Source organism: Amycolatopsis rhizosphaerae (assembly GCF_007713715.1).
GTDB classification, from domain to species: domain Bacteria; phylum Actinomycetota; class Actinomycetes; order Mycobacteriales; family Pseudonocardiaceae; genus Amycolatopsis_E; species Amycolatopsis_E rhizosphaerae.
In genome coordinates this window covers 14207-41015 of the sequence record NZ_VJWX01000001.1, presented here as the reverse complement: position 1 = coordinate 41015, position 26809 = coordinate 14207, and the positions used below count along the sequence as shown (strand labels likewise).

At 71.3% G+C, this 26809-nt stretch carries 28 protein-coding genes; 11 read left to right on the top strand and 17 right to left on the bottom strand.

The genetic code is table 11. From position 1 onward, the window contains the following. The first annotated feature begins 162 nt into the window (after positions 1–162). A complete protein-coding gene (locus FNH05_RS37690) occupies positions 163–309 on the top strand; it encodes a hypothetical protein (RefSeq protein WP_186382286.1) in 147 nt (48 codons plus the stop codon). 6 nt (positions 310–315) lie between these two features. Here FNH05_RS37690 and FNH05_RS00200 read toward each other — a convergent pair whose 3' ends face one another. Genes FNH05_RS00200 through FNH05_RS40140 form a run of 3 tightly spaced genes read right to left on the bottom strand, consistent with a single transcriptional unit; the run spans position 316 to position 3514 of the window. Then, the gene (locus tag FNH05_RS00200) at positions 316–1842 is read right to left on the bottom strand and encodes a hypothetical protein (RefSeq protein WP_144584670.1); all 1527 of its coding nucleotides are present in this window, start codon (positions 1840–1842) and stop codon (positions 316–318) included. A gap of 43 nt (positions 1843–1885) precedes the next feature. Then, the gene (locus tag FNH05_RS00195; RefSeq protein ID WP_342781511.1) at positions 1886–3142 is read right to left on the bottom strand and encodes a hypothetical protein; all 1257 of its coding nucleotides are present in this window, start codon (positions 3140–3142) and stop codon (positions 1886–1888) included. A gap of 30 nt (positions 3143–3172) precedes the next feature. Beyond that, entirely contained in the window at positions 3173–3514 is a 342-nt protein-coding gene (locus FNH05_RS40140; RefSeq protein WP_144584668.1) for a DUF3024 domain-containing protein, read from the bottom strand. A 92-nt stretch (positions 3515–3606) separates the two neighbouring features. On the opposite strand from FNH05_RS40140, the gene FNH05_RS00185 reads away from it, so the two are divergent. Both FNH05_RS00185 and FNH05_RS00180 read left to right on the top strand, forming a co-directional pair. Further along, entirely contained in the window at positions 3607–4995 is a 1389-nt protein-coding gene (locus tag FNH05_RS00185) for a carboxylesterase/lipase family protein (protein ID WP_144584667.1), read from the top strand. 9 nt (positions 4996–5004) lie between these two features. After that, positions 5005–5634, top strand: a complete 630-nt coding sequence (locus FNH05_RS00180) for a response regulator (protein ID WP_144584666.1) — start codon at positions 5005–5007, stop codon at positions 5632–5634. Positions 5635–5637: 3 nt separating this feature from the next. On the opposite strand, the gene FNH05_RS00175 is transcribed toward FNH05_RS00180, so the two are convergent. Then, a complete protein-coding gene (locus tag FNH05_RS00175; RefSeq protein WP_144584665.1) occupies positions 5638–6702 on the bottom strand; it encodes an FUSC family protein in 1065 nt (354 codons plus the stop codon). A gap of 43 nt (positions 6703–6745) precedes the next feature. Here FNH05_RS00175 and FNH05_RS00170 point away from each other — a divergent pair, with 43 nt between their 5' ends. Continuing rightward, positions 6746–7231 (top strand): MarR family winged helix-turn-helix transcriptional regulator, encoded by a 486-nt coding sequence (locus FNH05_RS00170; protein ID WP_246127352.1) that lies wholly within the window; start codon positions 6746–6748, stop codon positions 7229–7231. Between the two features lie 66 nt (positions 7232–7297). Here the strand turns inward: FNH05_RS00170 and FNH05_RS00165 are convergent, their stop codons facing one another. From FNH05_RS00165 to FNH05_RS00145, 5 genes are all read right to left on the bottom strand, one after another. Further along, positions 7298–7465 carry an Imm1 family immunity protein gene (locus FNH05_RS00165; RefSeq protein WP_144584664.1) on the bottom strand — a complete coding sequence of 56 codons (168 nt, stop codon included), beginning with the start codon at positions 7463–7465 and terminating at the stop codon, positions 7298–7300. Next, complete coding sequence (locus FNH05_RS00160; RefSeq protein WP_144584663.1) at positions 7462–8607, bottom strand: GAF domain-containing sensor histidine kinase; 1146 nt, start codon at positions 8605–8607, stop codon at positions 7462–7464. Before FNH05_RS00160 ends, FNH05_RS00165 begins: the two co-directional genes overlap by 4 nt. Before the next feature lie 8 nt (positions 8608–8615). Further along, entirely contained in the window at positions 8616–11885 is a 3270-nt protein-coding gene (cydD, locus tag FNH05_RS00155; protein ID WP_144584662.1) for a thiol reductant ABC exporter subunit CydD, read from the bottom strand. Beyond that, positions 11882–12889 (bottom strand): cytochrome d ubiquinol oxidase subunit II, encoded by a 1008-nt coding sequence (cydB, locus tag FNH05_RS00150; RefSeq protein ID WP_144584661.1) that lies wholly within the window; start codon positions 12887–12889, stop codon positions 11882–11884. The genes cydD and cydB overlap by 4 nt, the downstream gene beginning before the upstream one ends. A gap of 76 nt (positions 12890–12965) precedes the next feature. After that, the gene (locus tag FNH05_RS00145; RefSeq protein WP_144584660.1) at positions 12966–14459 is read right to left on the bottom strand and encodes a cytochrome ubiquinol oxidase subunit I; all 1494 of its coding nucleotides are present in this window, start codon (positions 14457–14459) and stop codon (positions 12966–12968) included. A gap of 146 nt (positions 14460–14605) precedes the next feature. Between FNH05_RS00145 and FNH05_RS00140 the strand changes: the two genes are divergently transcribed. From FNH05_RS00140 to FNH05_RS00130, 3 genes are all read left to right on the top strand, one after another. After that, positions 14606–15472: an NmrA/HSCARG family protein gene (locus tag FNH05_RS00140; RefSeq protein ID WP_144584659.1), complete on the top strand. Its 867-nt coding sequence runs from the start codon at positions 14606–14608 to the stop codon at positions 15470–15472. A 134-nt stretch (positions 15473–15606) separates the two neighbouring features. Further along, positions 15607–16215: a TMEM165/GDT1 family protein gene (locus FNH05_RS00135; protein ID WP_246127350.1), complete on the top strand. Its 609-nt coding sequence runs from the start codon at positions 15607–15609 to the stop codon at positions 16213–16215. A gap of 77 nt (positions 16216–16292) precedes the next feature. Beyond that, the gene (locus FNH05_RS00130; RefSeq protein ID WP_144584658.1) at positions 16293–16829 is read left to right on the top strand and encodes a TetR/AcrR family transcriptional regulator; all 537 of its coding nucleotides are present in this window, start codon (positions 16293–16295) and stop codon (positions 16827–16829) included. Positions 16830–16862: 33 nt separating this feature from the next. Here FNH05_RS00130 and FNH05_RS00125 read toward each other — a convergent pair whose 3' ends face one another. Together FNH05_RS00125 and FNH05_RS00120 are read right to left on the bottom strand one after the other, a co-directional pair. Further along, positions 16863–17492, bottom strand: a complete 630-nt coding sequence (locus tag FNH05_RS00125; RefSeq protein ID WP_144584657.1) for an IclR family transcriptional regulator — start codon at positions 17490–17492, stop codon at positions 16863–16865. Next, a complete protein-coding gene (locus FNH05_RS00120) occupies positions 17489–18343 on the bottom strand; it encodes a hypothetical protein (RefSeq protein ID WP_281287584.1) in 855 nt (284 codons plus the stop codon). The genes FNH05_RS00125 and FNH05_RS00120 overlap by 4 nt, the downstream gene beginning before the upstream one ends. A gap of 187 nt (positions 18344–18530) precedes the next feature. Here FNH05_RS00120 and FNH05_RS00115 point away from each other — a divergent pair, with 187 nt between their 5' ends. Further along, positions 18531–19283 (top strand): DUF2470 domain-containing protein, encoded by a 753-nt coding sequence (locus tag FNH05_RS00115; RefSeq protein WP_144584656.1) that lies wholly within the window; start codon positions 18531–18533, stop codon positions 19281–19283. 3 nt (positions 19284–19286) lie between these two features. On the opposite strand, the gene FNH05_RS00110 is transcribed toward FNH05_RS00115, so the two are convergent. After that, positions 19287–19748, bottom strand: coding sequence for a PPOX class F420-dependent oxidoreductase (locus FNH05_RS00110; RefSeq protein ID WP_144584655.1), 462 nt, complete (start codon positions 19746–19748; stop codon positions 19287–19289). Between the two features lie 24 nt (positions 19749–19772). On the opposite strand from FNH05_RS00110, the gene FNH05_RS00105 reads away from it, so the two are divergent. Together FNH05_RS00105 and FNH05_RS00100 are read left to right on the top strand one after the other, a co-directional pair. Then, the gene (locus FNH05_RS00105; RefSeq protein ID WP_186382285.1) at positions 19773–20579 is read left to right on the top strand and encodes a CPBP family intramembrane glutamic endopeptidase; all 807 of its coding nucleotides are present in this window, start codon (positions 19773–19775) and stop codon (positions 20577–20579) included. A 27-nt stretch (positions 20580–20606) separates the two neighbouring features. Then, complete coding sequence (locus FNH05_RS00100; RefSeq protein WP_186382288.1) at positions 20607–21800, top strand: arginine deiminase; 1194 nt, start codon at positions 20607–20609, stop codon at positions 21798–21800. A 100-nt stretch (positions 21801–21900) separates the two neighbouring features. Here FNH05_RS00100 and FNH05_RS00095 read toward each other — a convergent pair whose 3' ends face one another. From FNH05_RS00095 to FNH05_RS00080, 4 genes are all read right to left on the bottom strand, one after another. Beyond that, the gene (locus FNH05_RS00095) at positions 21901–22734 is read right to left on the bottom strand and encodes a hypothetical protein (protein ID WP_144584653.1); all 834 of its coding nucleotides are present in this window, start codon (positions 22732–22734) and stop codon (positions 21901–21903) included. Further along, on the bottom strand, positions 22731–23225 hold the full coding sequence (locus FNH05_RS00090) for a SigE family RNA polymerase sigma factor (protein ID WP_144584652.1): 495 nt from the start codon (positions 23223–23225) through the stop codon (positions 22731–22733). The genes FNH05_RS00095 and FNH05_RS00090 overlap by 4 nt, the downstream gene beginning before the upstream one ends. Positions 23226–23411: 186 nt before the next feature. Further along, a complete protein-coding gene (locus FNH05_RS00085) occupies positions 23412–23753 on the bottom strand; it encodes a DUF952 domain-containing protein (protein WP_144584651.1) in 342 nt (113 codons plus the stop codon). Then, complete coding sequence (locus tag FNH05_RS00080; RefSeq protein WP_144584650.1) at positions 23750–24613, bottom strand: DUF5926 family protein; 864 nt, start codon at positions 24611–24613, stop codon at positions 23750–23752. The genes FNH05_RS00085 and FNH05_RS00080 overlap by 4 nt, the downstream gene beginning before the upstream one ends. A 107-nt stretch (positions 24614–24720) precedes the next feature. Here FNH05_RS00080 and FNH05_RS00075 point away from each other — a divergent pair, with 107 nt between their 5' ends. Continuing rightward, positions 24721–25887: a cytochrome P450 gene (locus tag FNH05_RS00075; protein ID WP_144584649.1), complete on the top strand. Its 1167-nt coding sequence runs from the start codon at positions 24721–24723 to the stop codon at positions 25885–25887. Here the strand turns inward: FNH05_RS00075 and FNH05_RS00070 are convergent. After that, on the bottom strand, positions 25879–26793 hold the full coding sequence (locus FNH05_RS00070; RefSeq protein ID WP_246127347.1) for a DUF4328 domain-containing protein: 915 nt from the start codon (positions 26791–26793) through the stop codon (positions 25879–25881). The two genes, FNH05_RS00075 and FNH05_RS00070, sit on opposite strands and share 9 nt — an antisense overlap. Between the last annotated feature and the right edge of the window lie 16 nt (positions 26794–26809).

Genomic DNA, 26809 nt, shown 5'->3' with positions numbered 1-26809 from the left:
AGGCCCTGGGTTGTGTTTGACTTCAATACAGGCCCTGCCAAGATCAGCCGTTCGGCCGATCCGGATCGGCGGCCACCAACCGGTTGGCCGATACCGTGATCCACCCGCGAACCGCACCCTGGTCAGTAGGAAATACACCCTGACCAGGGAGGAGCAACACCGATGATCACGATCATCCTCACGTGGATCGGGGCGCTGCTGGGTATCGCGGTGCTGCTGGCCATGGCGGTCGGTGCGTTCGCACTGGACTTCAACGACGTGCTGGCGAGCCGGCGCCAGAAGGCGCCGGAAGGCACCGCCGGCCCGTAGGGCGGCTCAGCCAAGCTCGTCGAGGGCCTGGCAGTACTCGTCGATGTCGAACTCCAGTTCGTCGTCCTCGCCGGGCGCGAGGCGTTCTTCGAGTACCTTCGCCAGTTCCTCGATCACCTGGTCGCGATCGAGTCCCTTGTCCCGCAACCGCCGCGCGGCCCGCCACACCTCGACGGGCTCCCCGTCCCACAGTTGGTCCACGAGCGTGGAGTAGGCGGCGAGCCGGAGGAAACCGTCCTCGTCGAGGTCGTCCTCGGCCAGCGAGTCCTGGAATTCGGGGTGTTCGGCGAGGGCGAGCAGGCGCCGCTGCTCGGGGTCGGAGGGGTCGAGTTCGACCTCTTCGCCGCCGAGTTCGGCGACCACTTCGGGAACCGCGAACCGCCGCCGCTCGAGCAGTTCGGCCACGCTCTGCTCGTCGAGGTCCTCGAGGCCGTCCAGATAGGCGTCCATTGTGGACTCGCCCTCCAGGTCCCGCTCGTAGAGCCGGTCGTCCACCGCCTCCAGCAGGGACTCGGTCGCCTCTTCGGACAGGCCGTCGCGGTTCGCGCCCCAGCGGGCCCAGGCCGCCAGCACCTCGGGCAGGACCTCGTCCTGCTCCTCGGTCAGCGCCACGTCGCCGTCGTCGACGTAGTCCACAAAGGACGCCAGCTTGTCCGGGCCGACCCGCAGCGGCCGCCGCGGATCGTGCTCGGCGCCGAACTCGATCAGGCGCAGCACGCACACGCGGGCGGCCTCGGTGTCCGCGACGTCCGTGGTCGAGCGGAAGAACTCGTCGATGATCTCGGCCTGGTCCTCGGTGGAAAGCACCCGCGGCGGATCGACCGGCTCGGGCTCCGGCAGCACCCGGAGCCGGGCCTGCGCCAGCGCGCGGAAGCGCACGTAGTCGTCGGTGATCTCGGGCTCGTCCTGCAGCTCGGTGCCCACGAAGGCGTCGGCGAGCAGCTGATGGGCCCGGCCGGGGCTGATCCGCTCGCAGGTGATCAGGCCCCCGCTCTCCGCGGCCTGGGTCCGCATCTCGGCCACGACCTCGTGCGGCGCCTCGACGATGACGGCCTCGTCGGCCCAGCCGCCGTGGATCGCGTAGCCGATCGAGACGAGCAGCCCGTGCGCACCCTCACCCTCGCCGAACACGCACAGCACGGAACTCGCGTCGCCGTAGACGTCGGCGGTGCGCCAGCAGTCGCCCACGGTCACCTGGTTGAGCCGCCCGGCCCAGGCGGGTTCGTCCCGCCCCAGCTTCTCGAGGGCGAGCCCGGCCGCCGCCCGCTGCTCCTCGGTGCCCGCCAGGCTGCGCAGCACGGCCAGCGGCGCGACCAGGCGCCCCGGCTCGGGGGCCGCCGCCGCGAAGTCGATCAGTTCGGCGGCGAGGTCGTCCCCGGCCTCCCACCATTCGCCGAGGATCTCGGAGGCGAGCAGCTCGACCTGCAGGGGCTCGGAGTCGGGGCCCAGCTCGTCGAACTCGCGCAGGACCTCTTCGAGGAGTCCCCGCACGTTCTCGGTCTCGGCGGACTCCTGCGACGGCAGCTCGGTCATGGGCACATCGTCGCACCGGGAGGACTCGGGGGTGCGGCCGGGATCACGATCGGGTCCCGGGCAGGGCGATCCGGGCGCGGCGGATCTCGTCGAGCAGCCTGACCTTGCGTTTGTGGGCGGCGACGAGCTCGGCCAGGTACTCGGCGAACTCCCCTGGCGTACCCGCCTTCCGGTGCAGGGTGCGCACCCTCCGCAACATCCGGGCCGCCTGCTCGTACTGGCCCGCCCCCTTCTGCTCGATCAGCGAGTCGATGTGGGTCCGGTAGACGGCGATCGCGTCGGCCGGATGCTCCGCCTCGCGGCGTCCGGCCAGTTCGAGCCGCACCGCCGGGGAGCACTCGTAGCGCTGGGCGGCCTCCCACGCCTCGTCCGGCCGCTCGTCCGCGAGCAGGGCGCGGACCAGCTCGTCGGCGGCCGCGACGTCCTCGGGGGCGCGCCGTGCGAGCAGGGCGATGGGGGATTCCGGTTCCGGCTCGGCGCTCACCCGGGCGGGTGCCTCCGGCCGGGTCTTCGCGGGCGCCGGGACCGGCCGGGAGTCCCCGTTGAGCGCCCGGGCGGCGTAGGCCACGGCCTCGGTGGTCCGCCCCGCGGCCCGGAGCACCCGCACGATCTTGAGGTTCACCTCCTGCCGCGGCAGGCGCCGGGACAGGATCTCCAGCAGCGCGTCCACGTCGCCGGAGATCTCGGCGAGCTGCTCGGCGAGGCGTTCGGCGGTTCGCCGCCTGGCCTCGTCCGGTCCGGCCTCCGCGAGTACCTCGTCCACAGTGGACTTGATCTTCCCGAGCCCGTCCTCGCCGAGTGCGGAGGCGAACTCCGCGAGGTCGGTTTCGGGCCTGCCGGGGCCGTCGAACTCCCTGTCGATGATCCACTGCGCGAGCTCCTCCGGCCGGGGCGGATGTGCCGCGCAGGCCCGCGCGTAGAGACGCACCGCCCGCCGCAGCTCCGCGCCCACGGGCCCGGAAGGGTTCTCGCGCCTTCGCGCCGCGCCGGTGATCCGATCCACCGCGCGACGGGCGAGCGGGGCCAGATCGGCGCGCGTCCCGGAATCGAGCAGGCGCTGCAGGGTGTCCAGCACCGCGCCGATCTTGGCCGCCTCGTCGAAACCCTCCTGCGAGGCTCCGGCGCGGGCCGTCGCGGGCCCGTCCAGCAGGTCCCGCACCTCGGCCAGCTCGCCGCCGGGCTCCCCGGCGCGGCGCAGCAGCCGCTCACGCAGTTCGGGATCGCGCTCCGCCTGCTCGGTCAGCAGCTCGGCGAGCGTTTTCACGTCGAGCGAGCGAAGGTAGGCGCGAAGATCCGTCACCCCGCATATCTTGTCGTACCGCCGTTCGGCCTAGAAGAAGTAGCCGCCGTACTCGCCGTTCTCGATCTGACCGAGCAGCGGCACGGGCGAGGTTTCCGGCTCACCGACGGGATACCGGCGCCAGTGCCCCAGCTCGCGAGACCAGTAGTACAGCGTCCAGAGCCCGTCCGTGCCGTACCGCAACTGCGCGAAGGCGCGCTCGGCGCCACCGAACGGACCGCTGCCCTCGGCGTCCGCGCGCTTCTCCACCAGCGTCACCATTCGCCCGCGCCAACGGGACATAACCCGCGTTTCGCCACGTTTCACCACTGGCGCCTGCCGTTCACACCAACGATCGATCTGCCGTTGCTGGAGTTCCGGGATCGCGGACATACCCTCAGTGATACCGCATCCCGATCACGACCCGCGGATGGAGTAAAGCCGCCCCCTTCCCCCAGAACGTGATTCTGGTATTTCATGAGCGCGTGGATCCGATCGTGAAGACCACGCGGGGCGCCGTGCGTGGCATTCCGGGCACCGGTTGCGTCGCGTTCAAGGGCATTCCCTACGCCGCCCCGCTCGACGGCCTCCGCCGGTTCCAGGCGCCGGTGGACGCCCCGTCGTGGGACGGCACGCGGGACGGGAGCCGGTTCAGCGCGGACCCGCCCCAGGGCACCTTCCTCCCCGGACTGCCCTCGGCCTGGCAGCCCACCCAGTCCACCGACTGCCTGAGCGTCAACGTCTGGACCCCGGATCCGGGCGCCCGCGGCCTGCCGGTGATGGTCTGGCTCTACGGCGGCGCCTTCCTGATCGGCACCAGCCGTCAGCCCGACTACGACGGCGCCACCCTCGCCGCGGGCGGTGTGGTCGTGGTGACGGTGAACTACCGCGTCGGTTTCGAGGGCTTCGGCTGGCTGCCCGGCGTTCCGCAGAACCGCGGCTTCCTCGACCAGTTGGCCGCGCTGCGCTGGGTGCAGGACAACATCGCCCGGTTCGGTGGCGACCCGGACAACGTCACGCTGTTCGGCGAGTCGGCGGGAGCCACCGCGGTCGCCGTCCTCACCGCGGCAGGCGCCGCGCGCGGCCTGTTCCACCGCGCCATCGGCCAGAGCATCGCCAACGGCTGTCTGCGGGAAACGCGCGCGAGGAGGACCACCGAACGCATCGCCGCCGCGCTGGGCGTGCCCGCGACGGAGGTGACCGCGGAGGCGTTCGCCCGGATCCCGGCCGAAGACATCCACCGCGTGCAGAGCGTTCCGGGCGAGATCACCCCGTACGGTCCGGTGATCGACGGGGACCTGATCGTCGACCACCCGTGGCTCGGACTGCGCCCCGAAGTGGACCTGATCGCCGGGTACAACCGCGACGAGTACCGCCTGTTCGTCCTGAACGAGCCCTCGTCGGTCCAGGATCCGGCCGCGAGCGCCGAAGCCTTCGGGGTGTCGCTGGAGGACTACCGGGCCGCCTACCCCGCGATGTCCGACCAGGAACTGCACGTCCTCATCCGCTCCGACGCGATCTTCCGCATCCCCGCCATCCGGTGCGCCGAAAACCACCCCGGCCGCAGCTACAGCTACGAACTCACCTGGGCCGGGCCCCTTCTCGGCGCGTGCCACGGGCTCGACGTCCCGCTCACCTTCGGTTCCTTCTCCGGTCCGCTCGGCACCATGCTGCTGGGCAACCCGGTGCCGCCCGAGGCCGAGATGCTGAGCGCCCAGATCCGCAAGGCATGGCTGTCGTTCGCCGCCACCGGCGACCCGGGCTGGCCGGAATACGAACCGGGGACGGCGCTGACCCGGATCTGGGACGTGCCGGTTTCGGTCGTTTCCGACCCGGAAGCCACGTCACGCCGGATCTGGGCGCGAAGCACGTAACCTCGAGGTATGGCGATCGAGGTGCTGCTGGTCGACGACCACGAAGTGGTCCGGCGCGGGCTGAGGGAACTGCTCGGCGACGAACCGGACATCGAGGTCGTCGCCGAAGCGGGCAGCGCCGATGAGGCATTGGCCGTGGCGATGCACGTCGAACCGGACGTGGCGGTGGTGGACGTGCGGCTCGGCAACGGCGAAGACGGCGTGACGCTGTGCCGGGAGCTGAGGTCCAAGCCCAACCCGCCGTACTGCCTCGTGCTCACCGCCTTCGACGACGAGGAGGCGATGGTCGGCGCGATCATGGCCGGGGCCTCGGGCTACCTGCTCAAGCAGGTGCGCGGGCAGGACGTGGTCAACGCGGTGCGCGAGGTCGCGGCGGGCCGGTCGCTGCTCGACCCGGTGAGCACGGCTCGCGTGCTGGACAAGCTTCGCCACCCGTACGAGGACGAGCTGTCGCGGCTGACCGAGCGGGAACGCAGCGTGCTCGAACTGATCGGCGAAGGCCTGTCCAACCGGGAAATCGCCGAACGTCTCTTCCTCGCCGAGAAGACGGTGAAGAACTACGTCACCTCGGTGCTGGCGAAGCTGGGCATGCAGCGCCGGACGCAGGCCGTGGCCTGGGTCGCGCGCCACGGCAAGTAAGCCTCACGCCGCGGCGGTGTGGTACCCGCGGCCGGGCCGGACCAGGGCCGCGACGAGCCCGATCACCGCGCCCAGCGCGGTGTCGAGCACCCGGTCGGATGCGGTGCCGAACGCACTCCCCTGGGCGAGCAGGGAACCGAGCAGCAGGGTCAACGGGGTGACGAACAGCATCGCCAGCGCGTAGTTGCGGATGACGGTCAGTTCCGCGCCCAGCAGCGCGATCACGACACACGCCAGTTTGACCGGCAGCGGAAGGGCGGCCGCGAGCAGGAGTGCCGCGATCACCGCGCCGGCGAGCGTGCCGAGCACGCGCTGGACGGTGCGGTGCACCGTATGCCGCAGGTGGGTGGACTGGAGCACCGCCGCGGCGGCGATCATCGTCCAGTACGGGTGGCCGAGGTGAAGGAGCTGGGCCGCCAGCCCGGCCGCGAACACCCCGAGGCCGACCTTCGCCGCCCGTCCGAACTCGTGGGACGAGCGTCGCAGCGCTGCCCGCACCCCCGCCCGCCACGCGGTCGGTTTCTGGTGTCCCGACCGGGAGAACAACCAGCCGGCCAGGCCCGTCGCCCAGGCGACGGCGGCCCCGAGCGCCGCGACGCCGGTCTGCGCCGCGACCCCCGTCCAGGTGCCGGGGAGTACGGACATCGTCGCCACGGCGAACACGAACATCAGCCCGCCGGGCGGCCCGGCGTCCACCGCGTCGGTGAGCAGTTTCGCCACGGCGGCAACCAGCGCGACCAGGATCACCACGGGCAGCGGCCCCCACCGCGCCGCACCCGCCGCCGACCCGAGCGCGACGCAGAGCGTGAGCCCGGCGCCGATCCAGGCGAGCAGCCGGGCGCGGATCGCGTGGGGTTCGAAACGGGCGTGCACCGCGGTCATCCCGCCGAAGGCGGCGGCGGGCGCCCACTCGGCATGCCCGGCTAGTACCACCACGGCCAGGACTATGTTCGCCCCCACCATGGCACGGAGGGCGGTCGGCGCGGCGGGAACGGCGAGTGGTCGCAGCCGCCACCACCCGGCAGGGGTGAGCGCGTCGCCGAGGCGGTGCCGATGCCAAAAGTTCACGAGTAAAATACTATCGAAACTTACGTCGCGAAGGAGCGAACCGGTGAGCGATCTCATCGACCGGGCCCGGGGCCAGTGGCGAGAGGTGCGGCCCGAACTGGACACCTCGGGGATGGCGGTGATCGGCCGGGTGCTGCGGCTGGCGTCACTGATCCGGCGCGGAACCGACGACCTGCTGGCCGGGCACGAACTCACCCGCGGTGAATTCGACGTGCTGTGCGCGCTCCGCCGCAACGGCGTGCTCAACCCGGGGCAGATCAGCCGGGAAATGCTCTCCTCGGGAGCCGCGATCACGAAACGGCTGGACCGGCTCGCACGACTCGGCCTGATCTCCCGCGCGGCGAGCGAGCGGGACCGGCGCGTGGTCCAGGTCCGCCTCACCCCCGAGGCGGAAACCCTCATCGACGACCTGCTGCCCCGGCAACTGGAAACCGAGCGCGCCGCACTCGAAGACCTCTCGGAAACCGAGCGCGAGGAACTGTCCATCCTGCTCGGGAAGGTCCTCCACACCGTGGAGGGCATGGGCTGAGCGCGCCTTCCGAAGCTTCCACCCAGCTATGAGGACAGCGGGACGGCTCACCCGATGACCATTCGCCTAATACTCCGAATCGTCACCTTGCTGCCATACGACGCTGAGCGACCGTTTGCCGGTATCCAAGAACTCGACCAGTGCTTTCGAGATCGTCTCGCTCGAGACCTCGCAGTCGGGCGGGAACTCGTCGGTTTCGTAGGGCCGCCATGGACTCGCGGGGCGAAGAGTCACTTCTCCGGGTGGAGCGGCAGGTCGAACGCGACCAGGGTGCCCAGGCTGGGCGAGGAGTTGAGGTGGAAGTGGCCCTCGGCGCTCTTCGCCCGTTCGGCGAGGTGCCGCAGGCCGCGGGTTTCCACCCCCTGCGGCACTCCGGCCCCGTTGTCGCGCACCCGCAGCCGGACTTCCTTCGCATCGCGGTGCAGGGTGACCCTGGTCTCGCTGGCCCCGGAATGACGGACCACATTGGACAATGCCTCCCGCAGGGCGGCGCGGATGTGGTCGGCCCGCTCCGCCGGGATGTCGCTGAAATCGCCGGAAAGTTCGAGTGTCGGCGGGTAGCCGAGCAGTTCCTCCGCGATCCGCACCTCGTCCCGTGCGGACTGCGCGAGGTCGGTGGCGGGCTTCGCCTCGGGCTCGGGAGCCGGGTTGCGCAGGCTGCGCACGGTGCCCCGGATCTCCTCGATCGTCTGGTCGAGCTGGTCGATCGCCTCGCCGAGGCGGGAGGCGTCGGCCCCGGCGAAACGCTTGCGCATCCGTCGCCGCACGCGGTCCAGTTGCATTCCGGCGGCGTACAGCCGCTGCACGATCACGTCGTGCAGTTCGCGGGCGATCCGCTCCCGCTCCTCGTACAGGGTGACGCGGTGGCGGGCGTTGGCCCCTTCGGCCAGCGCGAGCACCACCCCCACCTGCGCGGCGAAGGCGGTCAGCACCTCGACCGTGGCCTGCGAGAACCCTTCGGCACCCCGGCGCCGGTAGACCGCCAGCGCGCCCAGTACCCGGCCGCCGGTGCCGAACGGCGCGGCCGCGAACGGGCCGTATTCCCGCAGCTCTTCCGGTAGGTACGGGGCGGTGCGGGGATCGGTGGTGACGTCGTCGGTCGCCACCGTCTCGCCCCCGCGAGCGACCTGACCGGCGGCCGACTCGGCGGACAGCGCCACTCCGCGCAGCTTGTCGGTGGCCGAGCCGTAGGCCGCCTCCACCGACAGGGTTCCGTCGTCGGACCGCACCATGACCAGGCCGAGGTCGGCCTTCGCGAGTTCGGCGGCCTTGCGCACCACCGAGGCGAGCACCGCGTCCGGCTCGTCACCGGACAGCGCGGCGGTGGTGATTTCGGTGGCCGCGGACAGCGCGTGCGCGGCAAGCATGGGTTCCATGAGCGCTATCAAGAGTAGACGTCCTCCCGCGCCACGACCCGGCTGCCGACCCGCCCGTCACACACCTCGAGCACGAGATCGGCGTCGGCCGCCTCCTCGGGGTGATGCGTGACGTGGACGACGGTGTGCCCGGCCAGTGCCGTCCGCAGGTTGTCCAGTACCTGGCGGGCGGTGTCCTGGTCGAGATGGGCGGTCGGCTCGTCGAGCAGCACCACCGGGGCACCGGGTGCCCCGATCAGGGCGCGGGCCAGCGCGAGCCGCTGCGCCTGACCGCCGGAGAGCCCGCTGCCCGCGCTGCCCAGGACCGTGTCGAGGCCGAGTTCGGGCAGGCAGGCCAGGCGCAGGGCCTCGGCCAGCCGGTCTTCACCCGCCTTCGGGTCGGCCAGGCGGAGGTTTTCCGCGACCGTGGTCGACACCAGTTGCGGGTCCTGCGGGGCCCACGCGACCGCCCGCGGGATTCGTGCGATCCCCCGCGCGGGTTCCAGGAAACCCAGCAGCGCGGCCAGCAGGGTGGACTTCCCGGCACCCGACGGCCCGACCACCGCGACCCGCGTGCCCGCCGGGATCTTCAGGTCCACCCCGCGCAGCACCGGTTCGTGCCCTGGCCAGGCGAGATCCACCCCGGCGAGTTCGATGTCGCCGTCCGTGTCTTCTCCGGCGGTCAACGGCGTCCCGGCCGCCTCGGAGGCCTCCAGCCGCGCGTGCGCCTGGTGCAGCGTGTCCCAGTGCTGTGCCACGGGCGGCAGCAGCGACAGCACCTCGGCCAACGCGAGCGGAACGAGCGCGAGCACGGGGACCACGGTCGGGTCGAGCTCGCCACGGGCCGCCGCCGGAATGGCCAGCCAGGTGCTCGCCACCGCCGCCACCCCGGTGACCAGCGCGATCACCGCGTCGGCGGCACCAGCGCCGAGGGCCTGCCGCCGCGCCTGCGTGACCAGCTCCGCGTCCGCGGCGGCCAGCGCCGCGCGGCGCGGCCGGTAGGCGTCGAAGGCGAGCAGTTCCGCCGCGCCTTCGAACAACTCCAGCACCTTGGCACCGACCGTGCGGCGGCCCGCCGCCAGCGCCGAGGTCGAGCGGCGCCCGAGGTGCAGCGCCAGCAGCGGGGCCACGATCGCGCCGGTCAGCACGGCCACGCCGAGGGCGAGACCGGCCGCGGGCAGCAGCACCGCCTGCACGGCGACCGCGCAGGCCAGCACGGTTCCGGCGATCAACGGCGGGGTGAGGACCCGGGGCAGCAGGTCGCGCACGGTGTCCACGTCGGCCACCAGCCGTTGCTGGCTTTCACCGTGGCGAAGGGCGTGGGCGGGCCCCTGGCGCACCAGCGCACCCCACAGTTTCACCCGCAGCTTCCCGGCGATGCGGAACGCCGCGTCGTGCGTGACCAGCCGTTCCGCGTAGCGCAGTCCGGCCCGGCCGAGGCCGAAGGTGCGTACCCCGACGATCGCGACGCTCAGCGTCAGGATCGGCGGCTGCTGCGAAGCCTTCGCGATCAGCCAGCCGGAGGTTGCGGTCAGCGCCAGCCCGGCGACCAGCGCGAGCGCACCCAGCGCGGCGCCGGTGAAGAACCGCTTCTCCAGGACCCGGCCGAGGGCCCGGGCCGCGCCCCTGCGCTTGGTCACCTCCTGGGCGGCGGGAACGGGCACGGAGCTCAGCGGCGGCACGGTGGTGGCCTGCCGGTCGTGGGCCGCGATCACCACGGCGGCGCCGTCGCGGCGCGCCCGGTCCACGGCGGACAGCACGAGCGCCGCGTTCGCCGCGTCAAGGTGCGCGGTGGGTTCGTCGAGCAGGAGGAGCCAGGCCCCGGCCCGCAGCCGCGCCAGTGCACGGGCCACCGCGACCCGCTGCCGCTGGCCGAGGGAGAGCCGGTGGACCGGCTGATCGGCCAGCCCGGCGAGGTTCAGCTCGGCGAGCAGGCCGTCCAGGTCACCGGGGTTCGCCCCGGCGAGTTCGAGTTCCGCGCGGACGGTTCCGGCGGTGAATGCGGGAGACTGCGGCACCCAGGCGATCCGACGTCGAAAAAGCGACATGTCGATATCGACGAGGTCGGTGCCGTCGACGGTGATTTCACCGGAGGCGGGCCGGACGAAACCCAGCAGGGTCGCCAGGGTGGTGGACTTGCCCGCCCCGCTGGGCGAGTGCAGCCACACCAGCTCTCCGGGCCGGACGGTGAACGACTCGCCGTCCGGGGCGAACCCCCCGCGCCGCGCGACGCGCAACTCCCGCACGCGCACCTCGCCGCGTCCGGGCACCTTCGTGCCCTCGGGGGCGACCGGCTCGGCGAGGAGCTCGGCCACCCGGCGCACGGCCTCCACGCCGTCCTCGCTCGCGTGGAAGGCGGCGCCCACGGCGCGCAGCGGCTGGTAGCACTCGGGCGCCAGGATCAGCACGCCCAGCCCGATCGCCAGCGGCAGGTTCCCCGCCACCAGTCGGACGCCGATCACCACGGCGACCAGCGCCACGGACAGCGTCGCCGCCAGTTCGAGCACGAAGGCCGAGGAGAAGGCCACACGGAGGGTCTTCATGGTGGCCCGCCGGTGCCGGTCGGAGACCCGCCGGACCGTCTCCGCCTGCGCCTCCGCCCGGCGGAACGCGGCCAGCACCGGCAGCGCACGGACCAGTTCCAGCAGCTGACCGGAAAGCCGGTGCACGGCCTCGGTCGCGGCCGCGGACCGCTCCGCGGTGTAACGCCCGACGAGGATCGCGAACACCGGCAGCAGCGGCACGGTCAGCGCGATGATCACCGCCGAGGGCCAGTCGGCGAACAGCACCGCGGCGCCGGCGCCGAGCGGCACCACCGCCGCGGTCACCAGCGCCGGGAGGTATTCGGTGAAGTACGCGTCGAGCGCGTCGAGTCCCTTGGTGGTCAACGAGGTCAGCTCGGCGGGCCCGCGCCGTGCGATCCACTCCGGCCCCAGCCGCATCGCGTGCTCGACGGCCTTCGCCCGCAGCTCCTCCTTCGCCCCGGCCGCGGCACGGGCGCTGACCACGCGCAGGCCCCAGGCGAGCAGCGCCCGCGCGAGCACCACGCCGAGCAGGACGCCCACCGAGACCACCGGCACGGCCTTACCGGCGACGACCGCCGCGCAGACCGAGGCCAGCAGGAACGCCTGCGCCACCAGGGCGACGGCGTTGCCGAGCGAGAGGAGACCGGCCAGGGCAAGCGCCCGGCGCGCCGCCCTGGACAGGTGCGGCAGCGCGCCGAGCGGTCCCTTCCCCGGACGCACCGTGTCCACTGCGGACAACTGAGCGGGAAGGATGGAGCGGCCGGGGAAGCTCATGGCGTGTGCACCGGCGGGATCTGCCGCGCGCTGATCCGCTTGCGGAACACCCAGTAGGTCCAGCCCTGGTACACCAGCACCGCCGGGGTGCCGAAGGCCGCGACCCAGGTCATCACCTTCAGCGTGTACGGGCTGGAAGCGGCCCCGCTGACGGTCAGCGAGTACGCCGGGTCCAAAGTAGACGGAAGGACGTCCGGGTACAGCGCCCCGAACATCGTGATCACGGTGCCCGCCAGCGCCACGCCGAGCGCGACGAAGGCGGCGCCGTCGCGGTCGAGGACCAGCATGCGCCAGGCCAGCAGCCCGGCCACCCCGGCGATCGCCAGCGGCACCAGCGTCCACCACTCGCCCTGCCGCAGCTGCACGAGCAGGAGCAGGCCCACGATCGGCACCAGCGCCACCGGGGCGAACCGGGCGGCGAACAGCCGGGCGCGTTCCCGGATGTCGCCTGCCGTCTTCAGCGCGACGAACGCCGCGCCGTGCAGCAGCGAGAAGGCCGCGACCGCGAGGGCACCGACCAGCGTCTCCCAGGAAACCGACACGAAGGCCGAACCGACCCGGTTGCCGTGCGCGTCCAGGGGCAGACCGAGCACCGAGGTGGTGAGCAGCAGGCCCACGCCCAGCGGCGCCACCCACGAAGCGATCATGATGACCAGGTCCCAGGTCCGGCGCCAGCGCGGCGAGTCCACCTTGCCCCGGTACTCGAAGGCCACCCCACGCCCGATCAACGCGAGCAGGACCAGCACCAGCGGCAGGTACATCCCCGAGAACAGAGAGGCGTACCAGCCGGGGAAGGCGGCGAACGTCGCGCCGCCCGCGACCAGCAGCCACACCTCGTTGCCGTCCCACACCGGACCGATCGTGTTGATCAGGACGCGCCGGTCGGTCTCGTTGCGGCCGAGGATCGGCAGCAACATGCCGACACCGAAGTCGAAGCCCTCGAGGAACAGGTAGCCCAGCCACAGGATGGCGATCAGGCAGAACCACAGGATTTCCAGGCTCATCGCTCGTCCTCGCGATCAGTTGTCCACCGGGTTGTCCACAACACCCGGAGTTGTCCACAGCTGCACATGTCGGTTCCTAGTAGGCGAAGGCGAGGGTCTCGCCCGAGTCGGTCTTGCCGGTCTTGTCCCCGTCCTGTGCGGGCGGGATGACGCCTTCGATCCCGCCGCGCACGTACTTGCGCATCAGGAAGACCTCGACCCCGGCGAGCACCGCGTAGATCAGGGTCAGCGCGATCAGCGAGGTCCACACCTCGCCGGTGGACAGGTTCGACACGGCCCTCGCGGTGAACATCCACACACCGTCCACTCCGGACGGATTCGGGGCCACCACGAAGGGCTGCCGCCCCATTTCGGTGAAGATCCAGCCCGTGCTGTTGCCGAGGAAGGGTGTGGCCACGGCGAGCAGCATCAGGCGCGGGAACCACTTCGTGTCGGGGATGCGGCCGCGACGGGTCACCCACAGCGCGAGCAGGCCCATCCCGGCCGAGATCGCCCCGAAACCGATCATCATCCGGAAGCCCCAGTAGGTGACCGGGAGGTTCGGGACGTAGTCGATGGGCTTGCCGGACAGCTCGCCCAGCGCGGGATCGACGGGGTAGTTCGTGCCGTACTTGGCCTGGTACTCGACCACCAGGTCCTGCACACCCTTGACCTCGGTCTTGAAGTCGTTGTGCGCGAGGAAGGAAAGCAGGGCCGGGACGCTGAAGGTCTTGACGTCCTCGCAGTTCTCCTTGCCCACGTCGCCGATGGCGATGATGGAGAAGCTGGCGGGCTTTTCGGTGTGGCAAAGCGCTTCGGCCGAGGCCATCTTCATGGGCTGCTGCTGGAACATCAGCTTGCCCTGCACGTCACCGGTGATGGCGAGCACGACGAAGGCGACCACACCGACCCAGCCGCCGAGGCGCAGCGAGGAGCGCCAGACGGCGCGATGCTCGTCGTCCTCCTTGCGCTTGCGCCACAGGTGCCAGGCCGCCATGCCGACCAGGAAGGCGGCGGCGACCGAGAACGCGCCCGCGAGGGTGTGCGGGATCGCGGCCAGCGCCGTGCTGTTGGTCAGCACCGCCCAGATCGACTTCATGGTCGGCTTGCCGTTGACGAGATCGACGCCGACCGGATGCTGCATCCAGGAGTTGGCGGCGAGGATGAAGTAGGCCGAAACCGCGGTGGCGAGCGAAAACGCCCAGGCACAGGCAAGGTGCACCTTCTTCGGCAGGCGGTCCCAGCCGAAGATCCACAGTCCGAGGAAGGTCGATTCGATGAAGAAGGCCACCAGGCCCTCCATCGCCAGCGGGGCGCCGAAGACGTCCCCGACGAATCGCGAATAGGCGTTCCAGGCCATGCCGAACTGGAACTCCTGGACGATTCCGGTCACCACTCCCATGGCGAAGTTGACCAGGAGCAGCTTGCCCCAGAACTTGGTCATCTTGTAGTACCGCTGGTCCCCGGTCCGGACCCAGGCGGTCTGCATTCCCGCGACGAGGACGGACAGGCCGATCGTCAACGGAACCATGAGGAAGTGGTAGACGGTCGTGATACCGAACTGCCACCGAGCCAACTCAAGCACGTCCACACGTTCATCCTGCTGGGGTGAGACGGTCGGCATCAGGTCCCGTGGTCCTGATCTTGCCGGGACCTAAGTCCCTGATCTTTGACAACCGGGGCGATCGTTCCGTATCCTTGAACCGGAACGATCGCCCCGATTAAAGGGAGTATCACGTGGACAGAACGGCCCTGGTCACCGGCGCCACCGGACAACAAGGCGGCGCGGTGGCCGCACGGCTTCTCGCCGACGGCTGGCGGGTGCGGACCCTCACCCGGGACCCCGCCTCCCCGAAGGCACGAGCACTGGCGGAGGCCGGCGCGGAGGTGGTCGCCGGAGACCTCGCGGATCCGGCGTCGGTCGAACGGCACATGCGCGGTGTGCACGGCGTCTTTGCCGTCCATCCCGGCCCCAAGACTCCGGACCAGGACGAGTTCCTGGCCGGAAAGAACGTCGCCGACGCGGCCCGGCGAGCAGAGGTCGAGCACCTGGTCTACAGCTCGGGCCTCGGCGCCGACATGCTCGCCGAAAAGGGCTTGCAGAAGGACAAGTGGGCGATCGAGCGCTACCTGCGCGAACTCGGCATCTCGGCCACCATCCTGCGCCCGGCCTCGTTCATGGAGAACTACTTCATGCCGATCTTCGGCCTGCGCGACGGCGCCCTCCGCACCGCGCTGAACCCCGGGACGCGCCAGCAGCTGATCGCGCTGGAGGACATCGCCGCCTTCACCGCGCTCGCATTGTCCCGTCCGGAGGACTACCGGGGGCAGACACTGGAACTGGCCGGAGACGGCCTGACCCCGGGCGAGATCGCGGCGGCCGTGAGCGCCGCGACCGGAATGGACGTCCCCTACGTCCACTTGTCGCTCGACGACCTCCGGAAGATCAACGAACGGTACGCCCGCGGCTACGAGCTGATGAACTCGATCAAGGAGCCGGTCGCCGACATCGAAGACCTGCGTCGCAGGCACCCCGGCCTGCTGACGTTTTCCGCCTGGCTGGAGCGAACCGGCGCGGCGAAGCTAAAGGAAATCCTCGCCTGACGAGGCGGCCGAAAGAATTGGTTTCGGTTCGCCGAAAACAGGTATAACACCGCGCCAAAACCGGCGATTCGTGATTCCGGCCCACTGGCATTTTCCGGCATTCCCCTTTATCGTTGCAGTGAAAGGGGGCGGAAATGGGGTTGTCCACCGCGCTGCTCACGCTGGCCAGTACGTTCCTGCTGGTCCTCGCGGTCGAGCTGCCGGACAAGACGCTGGTCGCCACGCTCGTGCTGACCACTCGGTTCCGTGCCTGGCCGGTCTTCGCCGGCGTGGCCGTCGCGTTCGCCGTGCAATCGGCGATCGCGGTCGCGTTCGGCCACGCCCTGACCTTCCTGCCGGACGCACTGGTGGCCACCGTGGTCGCCGCGCTATTCGGGCTCGGCGCCTTCCTGTTGCTGCGGGAGGGTTTTTCCGCGGACAGCGACGGCGAGGAAGACGCCGCCCGCTCCGGGCCCGGACCGGTGAGCTTCGCCCGCGCGGCGCTCACCTCGTTCGGCGTGCTGTTCGCCGCCGAATGGGGTGACGCCTCGCAACTGGCCACCGCCGCGCTCGCCGCGCGCTACGGCGCGCCGTTCACGGTCGGCCTCGGCGCCTTCCTCGCCCTGATCGCCGTCGCCGGGATCGCGGTGCTCCTCGGCCGGAAGGTCCGCAACCGCATCCACCCGAAGAAGCTGCAGCGCTTCGCCGGTTTCGTCTTCGCCGGGCTCACCGTGATAGCGACTTGGCAGGCCGTAACCGCCTAGAGCCTGTTCGGGAGTGGTTCGCGCGGCCGCGGGAAGTACTCATCCCGGCGGGTGATCATGATCTCTAGGATGGCACGATGGACGTTTCCCCCGACGCCTCAGCCAGAGCGGTCCGCCTCGCCGGCCGCCTGTTCCAGGAGCGCGGCTATGCGGCCGCCGGCCTCGCCGAACTCGTCGAGGAGGGAGGATTCCCCGGCAAGGAAGAACTCGCCGTCGAGGCGCTGACCACCGCGGGCGAGTACGTGGCCGAAGCGCTGCGCGAACTCGCCGTGCACGCCGAGACCCCGGCATACCTGGTGGAGAACTACATCGCCCTGCACGAGCAGATGCTCGCCGGCTCCGAGTACCGCCAGGGATGCCCCATCGCGACGGTGACGCTGGAAATGGCTTCGGAATCCGAGCCGATCCGGGCCGCCGCCGAAGGGGTGTTCGAACGGTGGACCCGGACCCTGGCCGAATACCTGGAAAAGCACGGTCGCGAGGCCGAGGAGGCCGCGCGACTGGCCGAACACATCGTCGTCACCGTGGAAGGCGCGCTGCTGCTGGCTCGCGCCCGGCAGTCGGCCGGGCCCCTGCAGAACGCCACCCGGACCCTCATCGCCCTCGTCAACTGACCCGACACGCCGTGAGGAAGGCCCTCACGGCGTTCACTTCAGTGCCCCGGTGAGCGCGATCGCCGCCGCCACCACCTGCGGACCGGTCACCTCCGCCCGCACCGGCCCCAGCGACAGCACGCCCACGCTCGCCTTCAGCGCCGGCACGCCCCGCACCGGTGCGGCGACCGAGACGACCCCTCGCGCCACGTCACCGGACGAAGTGACCCAGCCGCGGCCCTCCTGCTTCAGCGACAGCGCCTTGCCCACGGCTCCCGCCCCGATCGGCTGCCGGATGCCGACCCGGTAGGCCACGTGGACATCGGCCGAGGACGGTTCGACCACCACCACCGCCGCCACGTGGTCGCCCTCGGCGACGGACAGGTGGGCGGTGGCCTCCGCCTTCTCCGCCAGTGCCCGCAGCACCGGGCGCGCCGCCTCCCGCAGTTGCGGCAGCACCTGGCCCGCCAGCCGCAGCACCCCCACCGACAGCCGTACCTTGTTGCCGTCGCGCCGCACCAGTCCACGCGCCGACAACGGAACCAGCAGCCGGTACACCGCCGCGCGGCTCGCCCCGATGGTCGCGGCCAGCTCCGAAATGGTCGCGGCGTCGCCGCCCGCGTCCGCCACCGCCTGCAGCAGGGCCAGGCCGCGGTCCAGGGTCAGCGCGCCCTCGGCGGTCACAACAGGTCGAGGGCCTCGAGATCGGCGACGGGCTCGGCGAAGGTGGCCGAGGCGTACGAGGCGAACAGGGCACGCACCGCCTTCGCGGCCGGCTCGGACAGCCCGCGCGCCTCCTCGGCCAGCCCTTCACCGTCGGTGGAGGACAGCGCGTCACGCACGTCGCCGCCGGAGAGGCAGCGCCCGACGGCGACGAGCAGGTTGAGGAAACCGTGGTGCACGATGCCGGTGTCCGGCGCTTCGTGCCGTACCGCGCGGTGCAGGCTGTTCGTCGCCTTGAAGGAGGCGCCGGTGAACGAGCCGACCACGGACAGGAAGTCGGCCACCTCGTCCACGCTGGGGAAGTTCTCGCTGGACAGCCCGCCGCAGCGGATCTTGGGCCAGCTGCCGTGCTCGATCACCTTGCGCACGCCGTCGAGCCAGCCGACCCCGCGCCGCGGTTCGACCACCCTGATCACGTCCTCGGGCACGAACTCCGACACCCGCTCGAGCCACACCTCGTCCACATCGGAGGGTGCGGGCATCTCCACCATGCGCAGGGAGAGCAGTTCGCTGCGGGACTCCACGATCGAGATCGCCTTGGGTACCCCGCCGAGGCCGGTGTCGATGATGAGCGACAGCGGTAGCGGCTGCTTGGGCTTCACCTTGATGAGCTCGGTGATGAGCTCGGGCAGCCGGGACGCCTGGCAGAGGAAGACCCCCAGTAGTCCCGAGCGCTCACCGGCCCTCGTTTCGAAGTGCTCTCGCAGCGCTTCCGGCATGGTCGCGGTCCTCGGGGGGAACAGCGCCGAGTCGTCGACGAGCCGCGCGAACAGGGGAGGAATTCCACGGGGCCCCGGGGGCGTGAGTTCCACAGCGCTTGACACAAGGGACACGCTAGTAGCGTACGGCAGCCGGACAAACGGGTCCGCAGGGCGGACATCCCACGAGGAGACCGAACGACCCGAGGGCCGTGTCAAACCGGTCCGCGCGGACACGCCAGTGTGACTGCTTTCCCTTTTCGGGTCGGCAAGTTAGGCTTGCCTTAGTAGGAGGTGGTCCGTGTCCGCGACCTTCACCCGCCGTCCCCCCACGCCGAGCCCCGCCGCACGGGCCAGGACGATCGCCGCCCGGCACTACCCGGCCGTGGTGCTGCCGACCGGGCTGCCCGGCGAGCGGGTCCGGCCGGAACTGCACCACGTGCACGCGAACGGAAGCGTGAGCATCCTGCTCCCCGAGGACCACCCGCTCCCGTCCGGCGCGACCGTCGTCGAACTGACCGACCTCGCCCCGGTCGAACTCCGCGAGCCGGTGCGCGGACTGCTGTGGATCACCGGCTGGCTGGACCTCCTCGACGAAACCGAAGCCAGGGCGGAGGCACTGGTCATCGCCGAACAGCGGCCGGACCCCCGCCTGCTGGACCTCGGCCACGGGATGGCGATGCTGCGGCTCACCCCGGCCTCGCTCGTCCTGGCCGATGCCGAGGGAACCCACTCCCTGCTGCCCCAGGCGTTCAGCGCCGCCGAACCCGACCCGTTCCATCGCCAGGAGAGCGACTGGCTGCGCCATCTGGAACACCGGCACCCGGACGTGGTCGGGCAACTCGCCCGGCACCTCCCGGCAGAACTGCGCGGCGGCCTGATCCGGCCGCTCGGGCTGGACCAGTTCGGCCTGCGGCTGCGGGTCGAGACCGACTCGGGTGACCACGACGTGCGCCTCGCGTTCTCGCGACCGGTGTCCGACCCGCCTCAGCTCGCCGTGGAACTGCGGCGCCTGGTCGGCTGCCCGTTCCTCGCCGCCCAGCGCCAGGGGTAGCGGTCAGGCCACGCCCGGCGGGAAACCACCGGTGGCGATCGGGCCCCAGGATTCGATGGTCACCCGGATCAGGGACTTGCCCTGACGTCGCATCGCCGCGCGGTACTCGTCCCAGTCCGGGTGCTCGCCGGAGATGCACCGGTAGTACTCGACCAGCGGCTCCAGCGCCTCCGGCAGGTCGAGCACCTCGGCCCGGCCGTCGATCTGCACCCACGCGCCGTTCCATTCGTCGGACAGCACGCAGGCCGACACGCGCGGTTCGCGGCGGACGTTGGCCACCTTCGCCCGGCTCGGATACGTGGACACCACGAACCGGCCCTCGGGGTCGATCCCGGCGGTCACCGGGGACAGCTGCGGCCGCCCGTCGGCCCGGGTGGTCATCAGGATCGCGCGGTGCCGGGGACGCAGGAACTCCAGCAGTTCTTCACGCCCCACCCGGTCCGCGGTCGCTATTTTCGGTGCCATGAATCAAGAAGGTAGCGTGCGCGCGTGACCTCCGTTGCCCGTGACTGGCTGCGCCCCGACCGGCCGGGGACACCCGAGGCGATCGGTGACGAGTCCGAACGACGGCTGATCAAGATCGAGCTGCTGATCGTCTTCGGTATCACGCTGGGCATGTCCGGTGCCCGCAGCCTGCTCTCGCTGCTCGACTCGCTGCTCAAACCGGCTCCGTTGAACAAACAGCAGGTCGCGCTGAACGTGCCGAGGGCCGCGGCCGATCTGCTCGACCTGCTCGCGCAACTACTCGGCGCCCTGCAACTGGTGGGCTGGGGCGCACTCGGCGCATACCTGCTGGTCCGCGCCGGGATCCGGCTCCGCTCGGTGGGCCTGTCGTGGCGCGGGCGCGACGTGCTCGGCGGCGCCGGGCTGGCCGCGTTGATCGGCATCCCCGGTCTGGCGCTGTACTACACCGGCTGGAAGCTCGGCTTCAACCTCGCGGTCGTGCCCTCGACGCTGGGCGACACGTGGTGGCGGCCCATCGCGCTGACCTGTTCGGCCTTCGGCAACGCCTTCGCCGAGGAAATGCTCGTCATCGGCTACCTGCTGACCCGGCTGCGGCAGCTCGCGGTCCGCGAGAACCGCTCGCTGCTGGCGGCCGCCGTGCTCCGCGGGAGCTACCACCTCTACCAGGGCTTCGGCGGTTTCGTGGGGAATCTGGTGATGGGCCTGGTGTTCGGCCGGGTATGGCAGCGGACCAACCGGCTGTGGCCACTAGTCCTCGCGCACACCCTGCTCGACGTGGTGTCCTTCGTGGGCTATTCGTTGTTGAAGGGCCACCTGTCCTGGCTGCCGTAGGCTGCGGCCATGACCAGCCGACCGAGGGTGGACAGCGAAGTCGGACCACTGCGTACCGTGCTGCTCCACCGGCCGGGTGAAGAGCTCAAAAGGCTCACGCCCCGCAACAACGACCAACTACTGTTCGATTCGATTCCCTGGGTGGACCGGGCGCAGCAGGAGCACGACTCCTTCGCCGAGGTCCTGCGGAGCCGCGGCGTCGAAGTGCTGCTGCTGACCGAAGTGCTGACCACCGCGCTGGCGGATTCCCGGGCGCATGCCGCCGGAATCCGGGCGGCGGTGGACGGGCGGAGGCTGGGCGACAATCTCGCCGACTCGCTGAGCTCGCACCTTTCCGGGGTCGACGCGGCCACCCTCGCACACGTGCTGATCTCCGGGGTCACCTTCGAGGAACTGCCCGCCGCCGAAGGCGCCTCGCTGGTCCGGAAGATGCACCACCCGCACGACTTCGCGGTCGACCCGCTGCCGAACCTGCTGTTCACGCGCGACTCGTCGGTCTGGATCGGGGACCGGGTCGCCATCTCGTCGCTGGCGATGCCCGCCCGGCGCCGGGAAACGGCGCTGCTGGACCTCATCTACGCCTACCACCCCCGCTTCCGGCACGCGGCCCGGGCGTACGGCGCCCACTCGGCGCCCGTGGAGGGCGGCGACGTGATGCTGCTGGCGCCCGGAGTACTCGCGGTCGGCATCGGCGAGCGGACGAGCCCCGCCGGGGCGGAGTCGCTGGCGCGCTCGGTGTTCGCCGACCACCTCGTGCACACCGTGCTCGCGGTGCCCATCGCGCAGGCCCGCGCGACGATGCACCTGGACACCGTGTGCACCATGGTGGACCGCGACGCCTTCGTGATGTACCCGCTGGCCCGGGATTCGCTGGTGGCGTACACGCTGCGGCCCAGCCACGACGGCTCCCTGCGGGTCGACGGTCCCGAGCCCTTCCTGCAGGCGGCGGCCGAAGCGATGGGCGTCGAAAAGCTGCGGGTGATCGACACCGGCCTGGACCCGGTGACCGCCGAGCGGGAGCAGTGGGACGACGGGAACAACACCCTCGCGCTGGCGCCGGGTGTCGTGGTCGGCTACGAACGCAACGTGGAGACCAACGCCCGGCTCGAGGACGCCGGGATCGAGGTCCTGGCGATCGCGGGCTCCGAACTCGGCTCCGGCCGGGGCGGCCCGAGGTGCATGTCCTGCCCCGTCCTCCGCGATTCCCTGGAGAACCCGTAAGTCCCACGTCCGGCCTCAACGATTGCCGTGAGAGGTCCCTTCACAGTCGATACGACCGTGAGGGGACCTCTCACGGCAATCCGGCGGCCCCTCACGGCGCTCAACAGCCGGTTGAGGCCGCGAGCCGTAGCGCGGAGACCTGGTCGTGGTCGTCGATGGTGAACTGGTAGGTCGCGCCCCGGCCTGCGGGGGCGGCGAACCCGTCGGGGGTCCTGACCAGATCCGGATAGGCGGCGGCGAGTTGTTCCACCGTCGAGCCGACGTGCACCGACTCGGGCGTGCGGGCGCCGGTGGCGTCGAAGCCCACGATGCCCGTCTTCGGGGAGATGAGCACCGAGCCGACCGCGGCCGCACCCTCCCGCAGGGGGTAGCGGGTGCAGGCGGCGGACGGGGCGTCGGCGGCGGCGAGTTGTCCGGTGGCCTTCGCCTCGTCGAAGGACATGCCGAGCCGCAGCGCACCGTAGCCCTCCGGCCCGAGCACGGTGATCGCGCTCAGCGGCACCCCCGACATGCGGGGTGCCGTGGTGGCCGTGCCGGGCGGCGCGGAGGTGGCGGGCCGCGTCACGGGAGATGCGGGCGGGACCTGCTCGGGACCACCGGTGGTGTCCTCGTCCAGTGGACCGCGGGCGGGGGCGCCGATCGGGACCGGCGGTGGCGGATAGGTGTAGGCCGGTTCGCCCGCGCTCTGTTCCAGCGGGGGCGCGGCGACCTGCTGCTGCCCGCCGCCGCTTGGCGCCCCGAAATACAGCACCGCCCCGACCAGCAGGATGGCCGCGAGGACCCCGCTGGTCGCCGTCGTCAGCGCGCGGCGGCGCCGCACCCGGCGGGCGCCGGCGACCACGGCGGCCGCGGCGTTCCCGCGAGGGCGGAGGTCCAGCCGCTCGTCCGAGAACAGGCGGCGAAGCTCGCCTTCCAGGTCGTCCCCGTGGGTCACCGCACTTCCCTCCCTCCGGCGATCTTCATGCGCAACGACGTCATCGCCTTACTGGCCTGGCTCTTCACGGTCCCCGGGCTGATCCCGAGGCTCCGCGCGATCTCCGTTTCGGACAATCCTTCGTAGTAACGCAGCACGATGACGGCACGTTGCCTCGGCGGCAACTCGCGTAGTGCCTGCCACAGTGGTTCGTGTTCGAACGGATCGTCCGGGGTGACCACCGGCGGCTCCGGGACGTCGGCAACCAGGTTCTCCCGGCGGGTGCGGCGCCAGCGGCTGATGTGTGCGTTGGCCATCGACCGGCGGATGTAGGCGAGCGGATCCCCGGTCTTGCTCTGCACGTGGGTCCACCGGGCGCCGATCTTCTCCAGCACCGACTGGACGAGATCGGCCGCGTCGTGGGGATTGCCGGTGAGCGCGTGCCCGTACCGGAGCAGACCGGGAAGGCTCGCCTGCACGAACTCCTCGAAGTCCGCGAGCTCACCCTCCATCGGTGATCCCCTCCCCACCGGCCAACTCGCTATGGCCGGAACGGTCGAAGTCACCGTAACGTCTCCCGCCGCCTCACGTCTTTCCCCCACATCGCCAGTGCTGGGCATGCTTGTTGCGAAGCACGCGCACGGTCGGTGGAAGGTTGCCCCCGTGACCGGTCCGGGTTACACCCGTTCGGGTGGGCGTCAGCGGTGGGCGAGGGTGGCGGGCAGCCGGAAGGTGCCGTCCGGCCCAGGCGGGAAGGGATGCACGGCGATCACGGCTTCGGGCCGGATCGGCCCGTAGACGTGCGGGAACCAGATGCCCGCGGGATGCGGCGGGCTGCCCGGTTCCCAGCGCACCGGGACACCGAGACGGGCCGGGTCGATCTCCACCAGCACCAGGTCGGTGCGGCCGGTGAACAGGGCGTTCGCGGGCAGGTGCGCGGTACCCGGGTCCGAGCAGTGGATGAAGCCCTCGGCGTCGAGGGAGGGAGTGCGGTACTCGCCGCCGGTCCAGTCCCCGGCGGCGCAGATGTGGAGGATCACCGCAGGGTCAGCTGGCGCCCGATCAGACCGTCACGGGCGCGGCGTTCGCTCGCGTTCAGCGGCTCGCTCTCCAGCGACGCCAGCGCCTCTTCGAGACGTGCCCCGAGCTGCTTCGCCGGCTCGTCCCACTCGCGCGCGTGGGCCTCCGGGTCGAGGTCCCATACCGGAACGAGCAGTCCGTGCGCGCGGAACGAACCCGCGTACCGCGAGCCCTCCCCCAGGCCCAGTTCCCCGGCCGCGGACAGCCGCGCAAGCGCCTGCAACAGCTGGTTCTCCGGTTCGGGCCGCACCCAGCGCAGATGCGCCTTCTCCCCGGCGAGGACCCAGTAGGAACCGGTGCCGAGGCGCTCGGTCGGCATGATCGCCTCGTTGGCGCGTTCCAGCGAGAGCTTCACCTCGCCGCTCGGCTCGGTGTCCTCCGGCAGCCACCATTCGAAGTCCGAGTGCAACGTGACCTCGAGTTCGGCGTCCGCCACGAGCAGATCCTGCAGGCGCTCGCCCTCGGCGGCCGGGGAGGTCGTGTCGGGAACCGAAAGCACGTCACCCGGCTCGGCCGACAACGCCCAGCGGATCGAACGGCCGAGGTCGCGGCTGATGTCGGAGGACCTCGTCTGAACCTGCAGACCCACGAACACCTCACCGTCGCCGCGCACGAACGCGGCCGCGGCCATCGGCAGCACGGTGCCCAGGGTGATGGTCCGGTCGCCGGCGGCGGCCAGGGGCAGTTTCGCGGTCGCCGACGGGACGAACTCGCGCAGCGCGATCAGTTCCGTCTCGGCGGCGAGCCCTTCGAACGGCTGCGCGACGAACACCTCGCGCACCTTCGGCGCCTTGCTCTTCTTCCGCGCGGCCTTGCCCATGTCGGCTCCTCCTCCAGTGTTGCGCCCGGCTGGAGACGCTACCGAATACCCGTGACCGGGCCGGTTCGCCCCTACCGCCACCCCCCATCCGTTATTAGGATCATCCGATGTTTGATCCCGCGGATCCCGCCTTCCTGAGCAACCCGTATCCCGAGTACGCCCGACTGCGGGCCGAGGGAGAGGTCCACCAGCACGACGGCCTCGGTCTGAAGATCGCCGTCTCCCACGTGGCGGCGTCCGCGGTACTGCGGCACCGTGGACTCGGCCGGATCTGGGCCGATGCGCGGCCCGCCGAGCAGTTCGTCTCGTTCAACCTCCTGCACCGCAACTCCCTGCTGGAGAACGAGCCGCCCGCGCACACCCGGCTGCGGCGGTCGATCTCGTCCGCGTTCGGGCGCGGGCACGTCGAACGGCTCCGGCCCACCGTGGCCGCCTTGGCCGAACGCCTGGTGGAGGACCTCGCCGCCGGGATCGCCGCCGACGGCAGCGCCGACGTGCTCGAACACCTGGCGCAGCCGCTACCGGTCGCGGTGATCGCGGAACTGCTGGACATCCCCGAGCGGGAGCGGACGCTGCTGGTGCCGTGGTCGAACGCGATCGTCAAGATGTACGAGCCGAACCTGCCGGAGGAGGGGCGCCAGGCCGCCGAGAAGGCGGCCGGTGAGTTCGCCGACTACCTGCGCGAGGTTGTCGAGGCGCGGCGCGAAAAGCCCGGCGACGACCTGCTGAGCGACCTGGTGCGGGCGGACCTGACCGGCGACGAGGTCGTGGCGACCGGTGTCCTGCTGCTGATGGCCGGGCACGAGGCGACGGTGAACGTGATCGGCAACGGTGTCCGGGCCCTGCTGCGGCACCCGGACCAGTGGCGGCGGCTCGTGGACGACCCGTCGCTGACGGAATCGGCGGTGGAGGAGCTGATCCGGTTCGACGCGCCGCTGCAGCTGTTCGAACGCACCGCCACCGAGGACGTGGAGATCGCCGGGGTCCGCGTGGCGCGGGGAGAGAAGATCGCCGCCCTGCTCGGTGCCGCGGCCCACGACCCGGCCGTTTTCGACACGCCGGAGAACCTCGACCTCGGCCGCTCCCCCAACCCGCACATCGGCTTCGGCGCGGGAATCCACTACTGCGTCGGCGCCCCGCTGGCCCGCATCGAGATCGCCGCCGCGCTGCGCGCGCTGACCGGCCGTCTGCCGGGGCTGCGGCTCGCGGCCGAGCCGCAGCGGCGCCCCGAGTTCGTCATCCGGGGCCTGCGCACACTGCCCGTTTCAGCGTGAGGCGCCGGCCGGCCGGGCGGGACGCCCGGCCGGTGGCGGGGCACCCTCGACCGCGACCACCCGCCGCACCGACAACCGGTGCGGCGGGATCGGAGCCAGCAGGCCGGTCATCCGCGACACCACGAACGCGGTCACCCCGGCCAGCGCGGCGGCGGACAGGTCGCCCAGCCCGTTGAGGAAGACGGCGTCGGCCTGCGCCTGCAGACCGTCCCGAAACCGCCAGATCACCACCAGAACCAGGCACAGCTCGTTCAGCACCCAGGCCGCCCACCAGACCAGCACCGGCCGCGACGGCCGGGGCCGTTCGTCCGGCGCGCGGCGCAGCACCATGTGTTCCAGCTCGGCGAGGATCGCACCGGCCATCACCAGGTTCAGGCCCGGCACGAGGGCGCCGAGCAGCACCTCACGCGTCGAGCGGGGCTGTTCCTGCCCGGCCCCGTCGGCCGCGGCCTGCCGCGCGACCAGCAGCCACCACAGCGTGAAACCGATCGACATCGCGCCGAAGACGACCGCCAGCAGGGACGTGGCGATCACCAGCGCGTCGGAGGCACCCACGACCCCGCTGCCCAGCGCCGCGTCCCGGCTGATCACCAGCAGTGCGTACCGCCAGAACTCGCCCACCGCACCGGCCGCGGCCAATCCCACCAGGCACCACAGCATGGTCGCGGTGTAGCGCCCCAGCGTCCCGATCCGCTCGATGGGCGGCGGGTAGCCCGCGGGCAGCCCGGGCACCAGGGTCGGCTCGCGCCAGGTCAGGTTGGGGAAACCCCAGCGCGGCATCAGCGGGTACCTTGGCGGGCCGCTGTAGTGCCCGGCCTGCCGGACCCGGCGCGGCGGGATCGCCCCGGGCGGCGGTGACGCCATCCAGCGCACGCGGGGGCGGAAGTGGTACCGATCCGGTTGCATGTGGCCTACTTCGGTG

Excerpts from the sequence above, each read along its gene's own strand:
- cydD (WP_144584662.1), bottom strand. The coding sequence starts at position 11,885 with ATGAGCTTCCCCGGCCGCTCCATCCTTCCCGCTCAGTTGTCCGCAGTG.
- FNH05_RS37690 (WP_186382286.1), top strand. The coding sequence starts at position 163 with ATGATCACGATCATCCTCACGTGGATCGGGGCGCTGCTGGGTATCGCG.
- FNH05_RS00090 (WP_144584652.1), bottom strand. The coding sequence starts at position 23,225 with ATGGAGGGTGAGCTCGCGGACTTCGAGGAGTTCGTGCAGGCGAGCCTT.
- FNH05_RS00070 (WP_246127347.1), bottom strand. The coding sequence starts at position 26,793 with ATGCAACCGGATCGGTACCACTTCCGCCCCCGCGTGCGCTGGATGGCG.
- FNH05_RS00135 (WP_246127350.1), top strand. The coding sequence starts at position 15,607 with ATGGGGTTGTCCACCGCGCTGCTCACGCTGGCCAGTACGTTCCTGCTG.
- FNH05_RS00110 (WP_144584655.1), bottom strand. The coding sequence starts at position 19,748 with ATGGCACCGAAAATAGCGACCGCGGACCGGGTGGGGCGTGAAGAACTG.
- FNH05_RS00080 (WP_144584650.1), bottom strand. The coding sequence starts at position 24,613 with ATGGGCAAGGCCGCGCGGAAGAAGAGCAAGGCGCCGAAGGTGCGCGAG.
- FNH05_RS00075 (WP_144584649.1), top strand. The coding sequence starts at position 24,721 with ATGTTTGATCCCGCGGATCCCGCCTTCCTGAGCAACCCGTATCCCGAG.
- cydB (WP_144584661.1), bottom strand. The coding sequence starts at position 12,889 with ATGAGCCTGGAAATCCTGTGGTTCTGCCTGATCGCCATCCTGTGGCTG.
- FNH05_RS40140 (WP_144584668.1), bottom strand. The coding sequence starts at position 3,514 with ATGTCCGCGATCCCGGAACTCCAGCAACGGCAGATCGATCGTTGGTGT.
- FNH05_RS00180 (WP_144584666.1), top strand. The coding sequence starts at position 5,005 with ATGGCGATCGAGGTGCTGCTGGTCGACGACCACGAAGTGGTCCGGCGC.
- FNH05_RS00200 (WP_144584670.1), bottom strand. The coding sequence starts at position 1,842 with ATGACCGAGCTGCCGTCGCAGGAGTCCGCCGAGACCGAGAACGTGCGG.
- FNH05_RS00130 (WP_144584658.1), top strand. The coding sequence starts at position 16,293 with ATGGACGTTTCCCCCGACGCCTCAGCCAGAGCGGTCCGCCTCGCCGGC.
- FNH05_RS00160 (WP_144584663.1), bottom strand. The coding sequence starts at position 8,607 with ATGGAACCCATGCTTGCCGCGCACGCGCTGTCCGCGGCCACCGAAATC.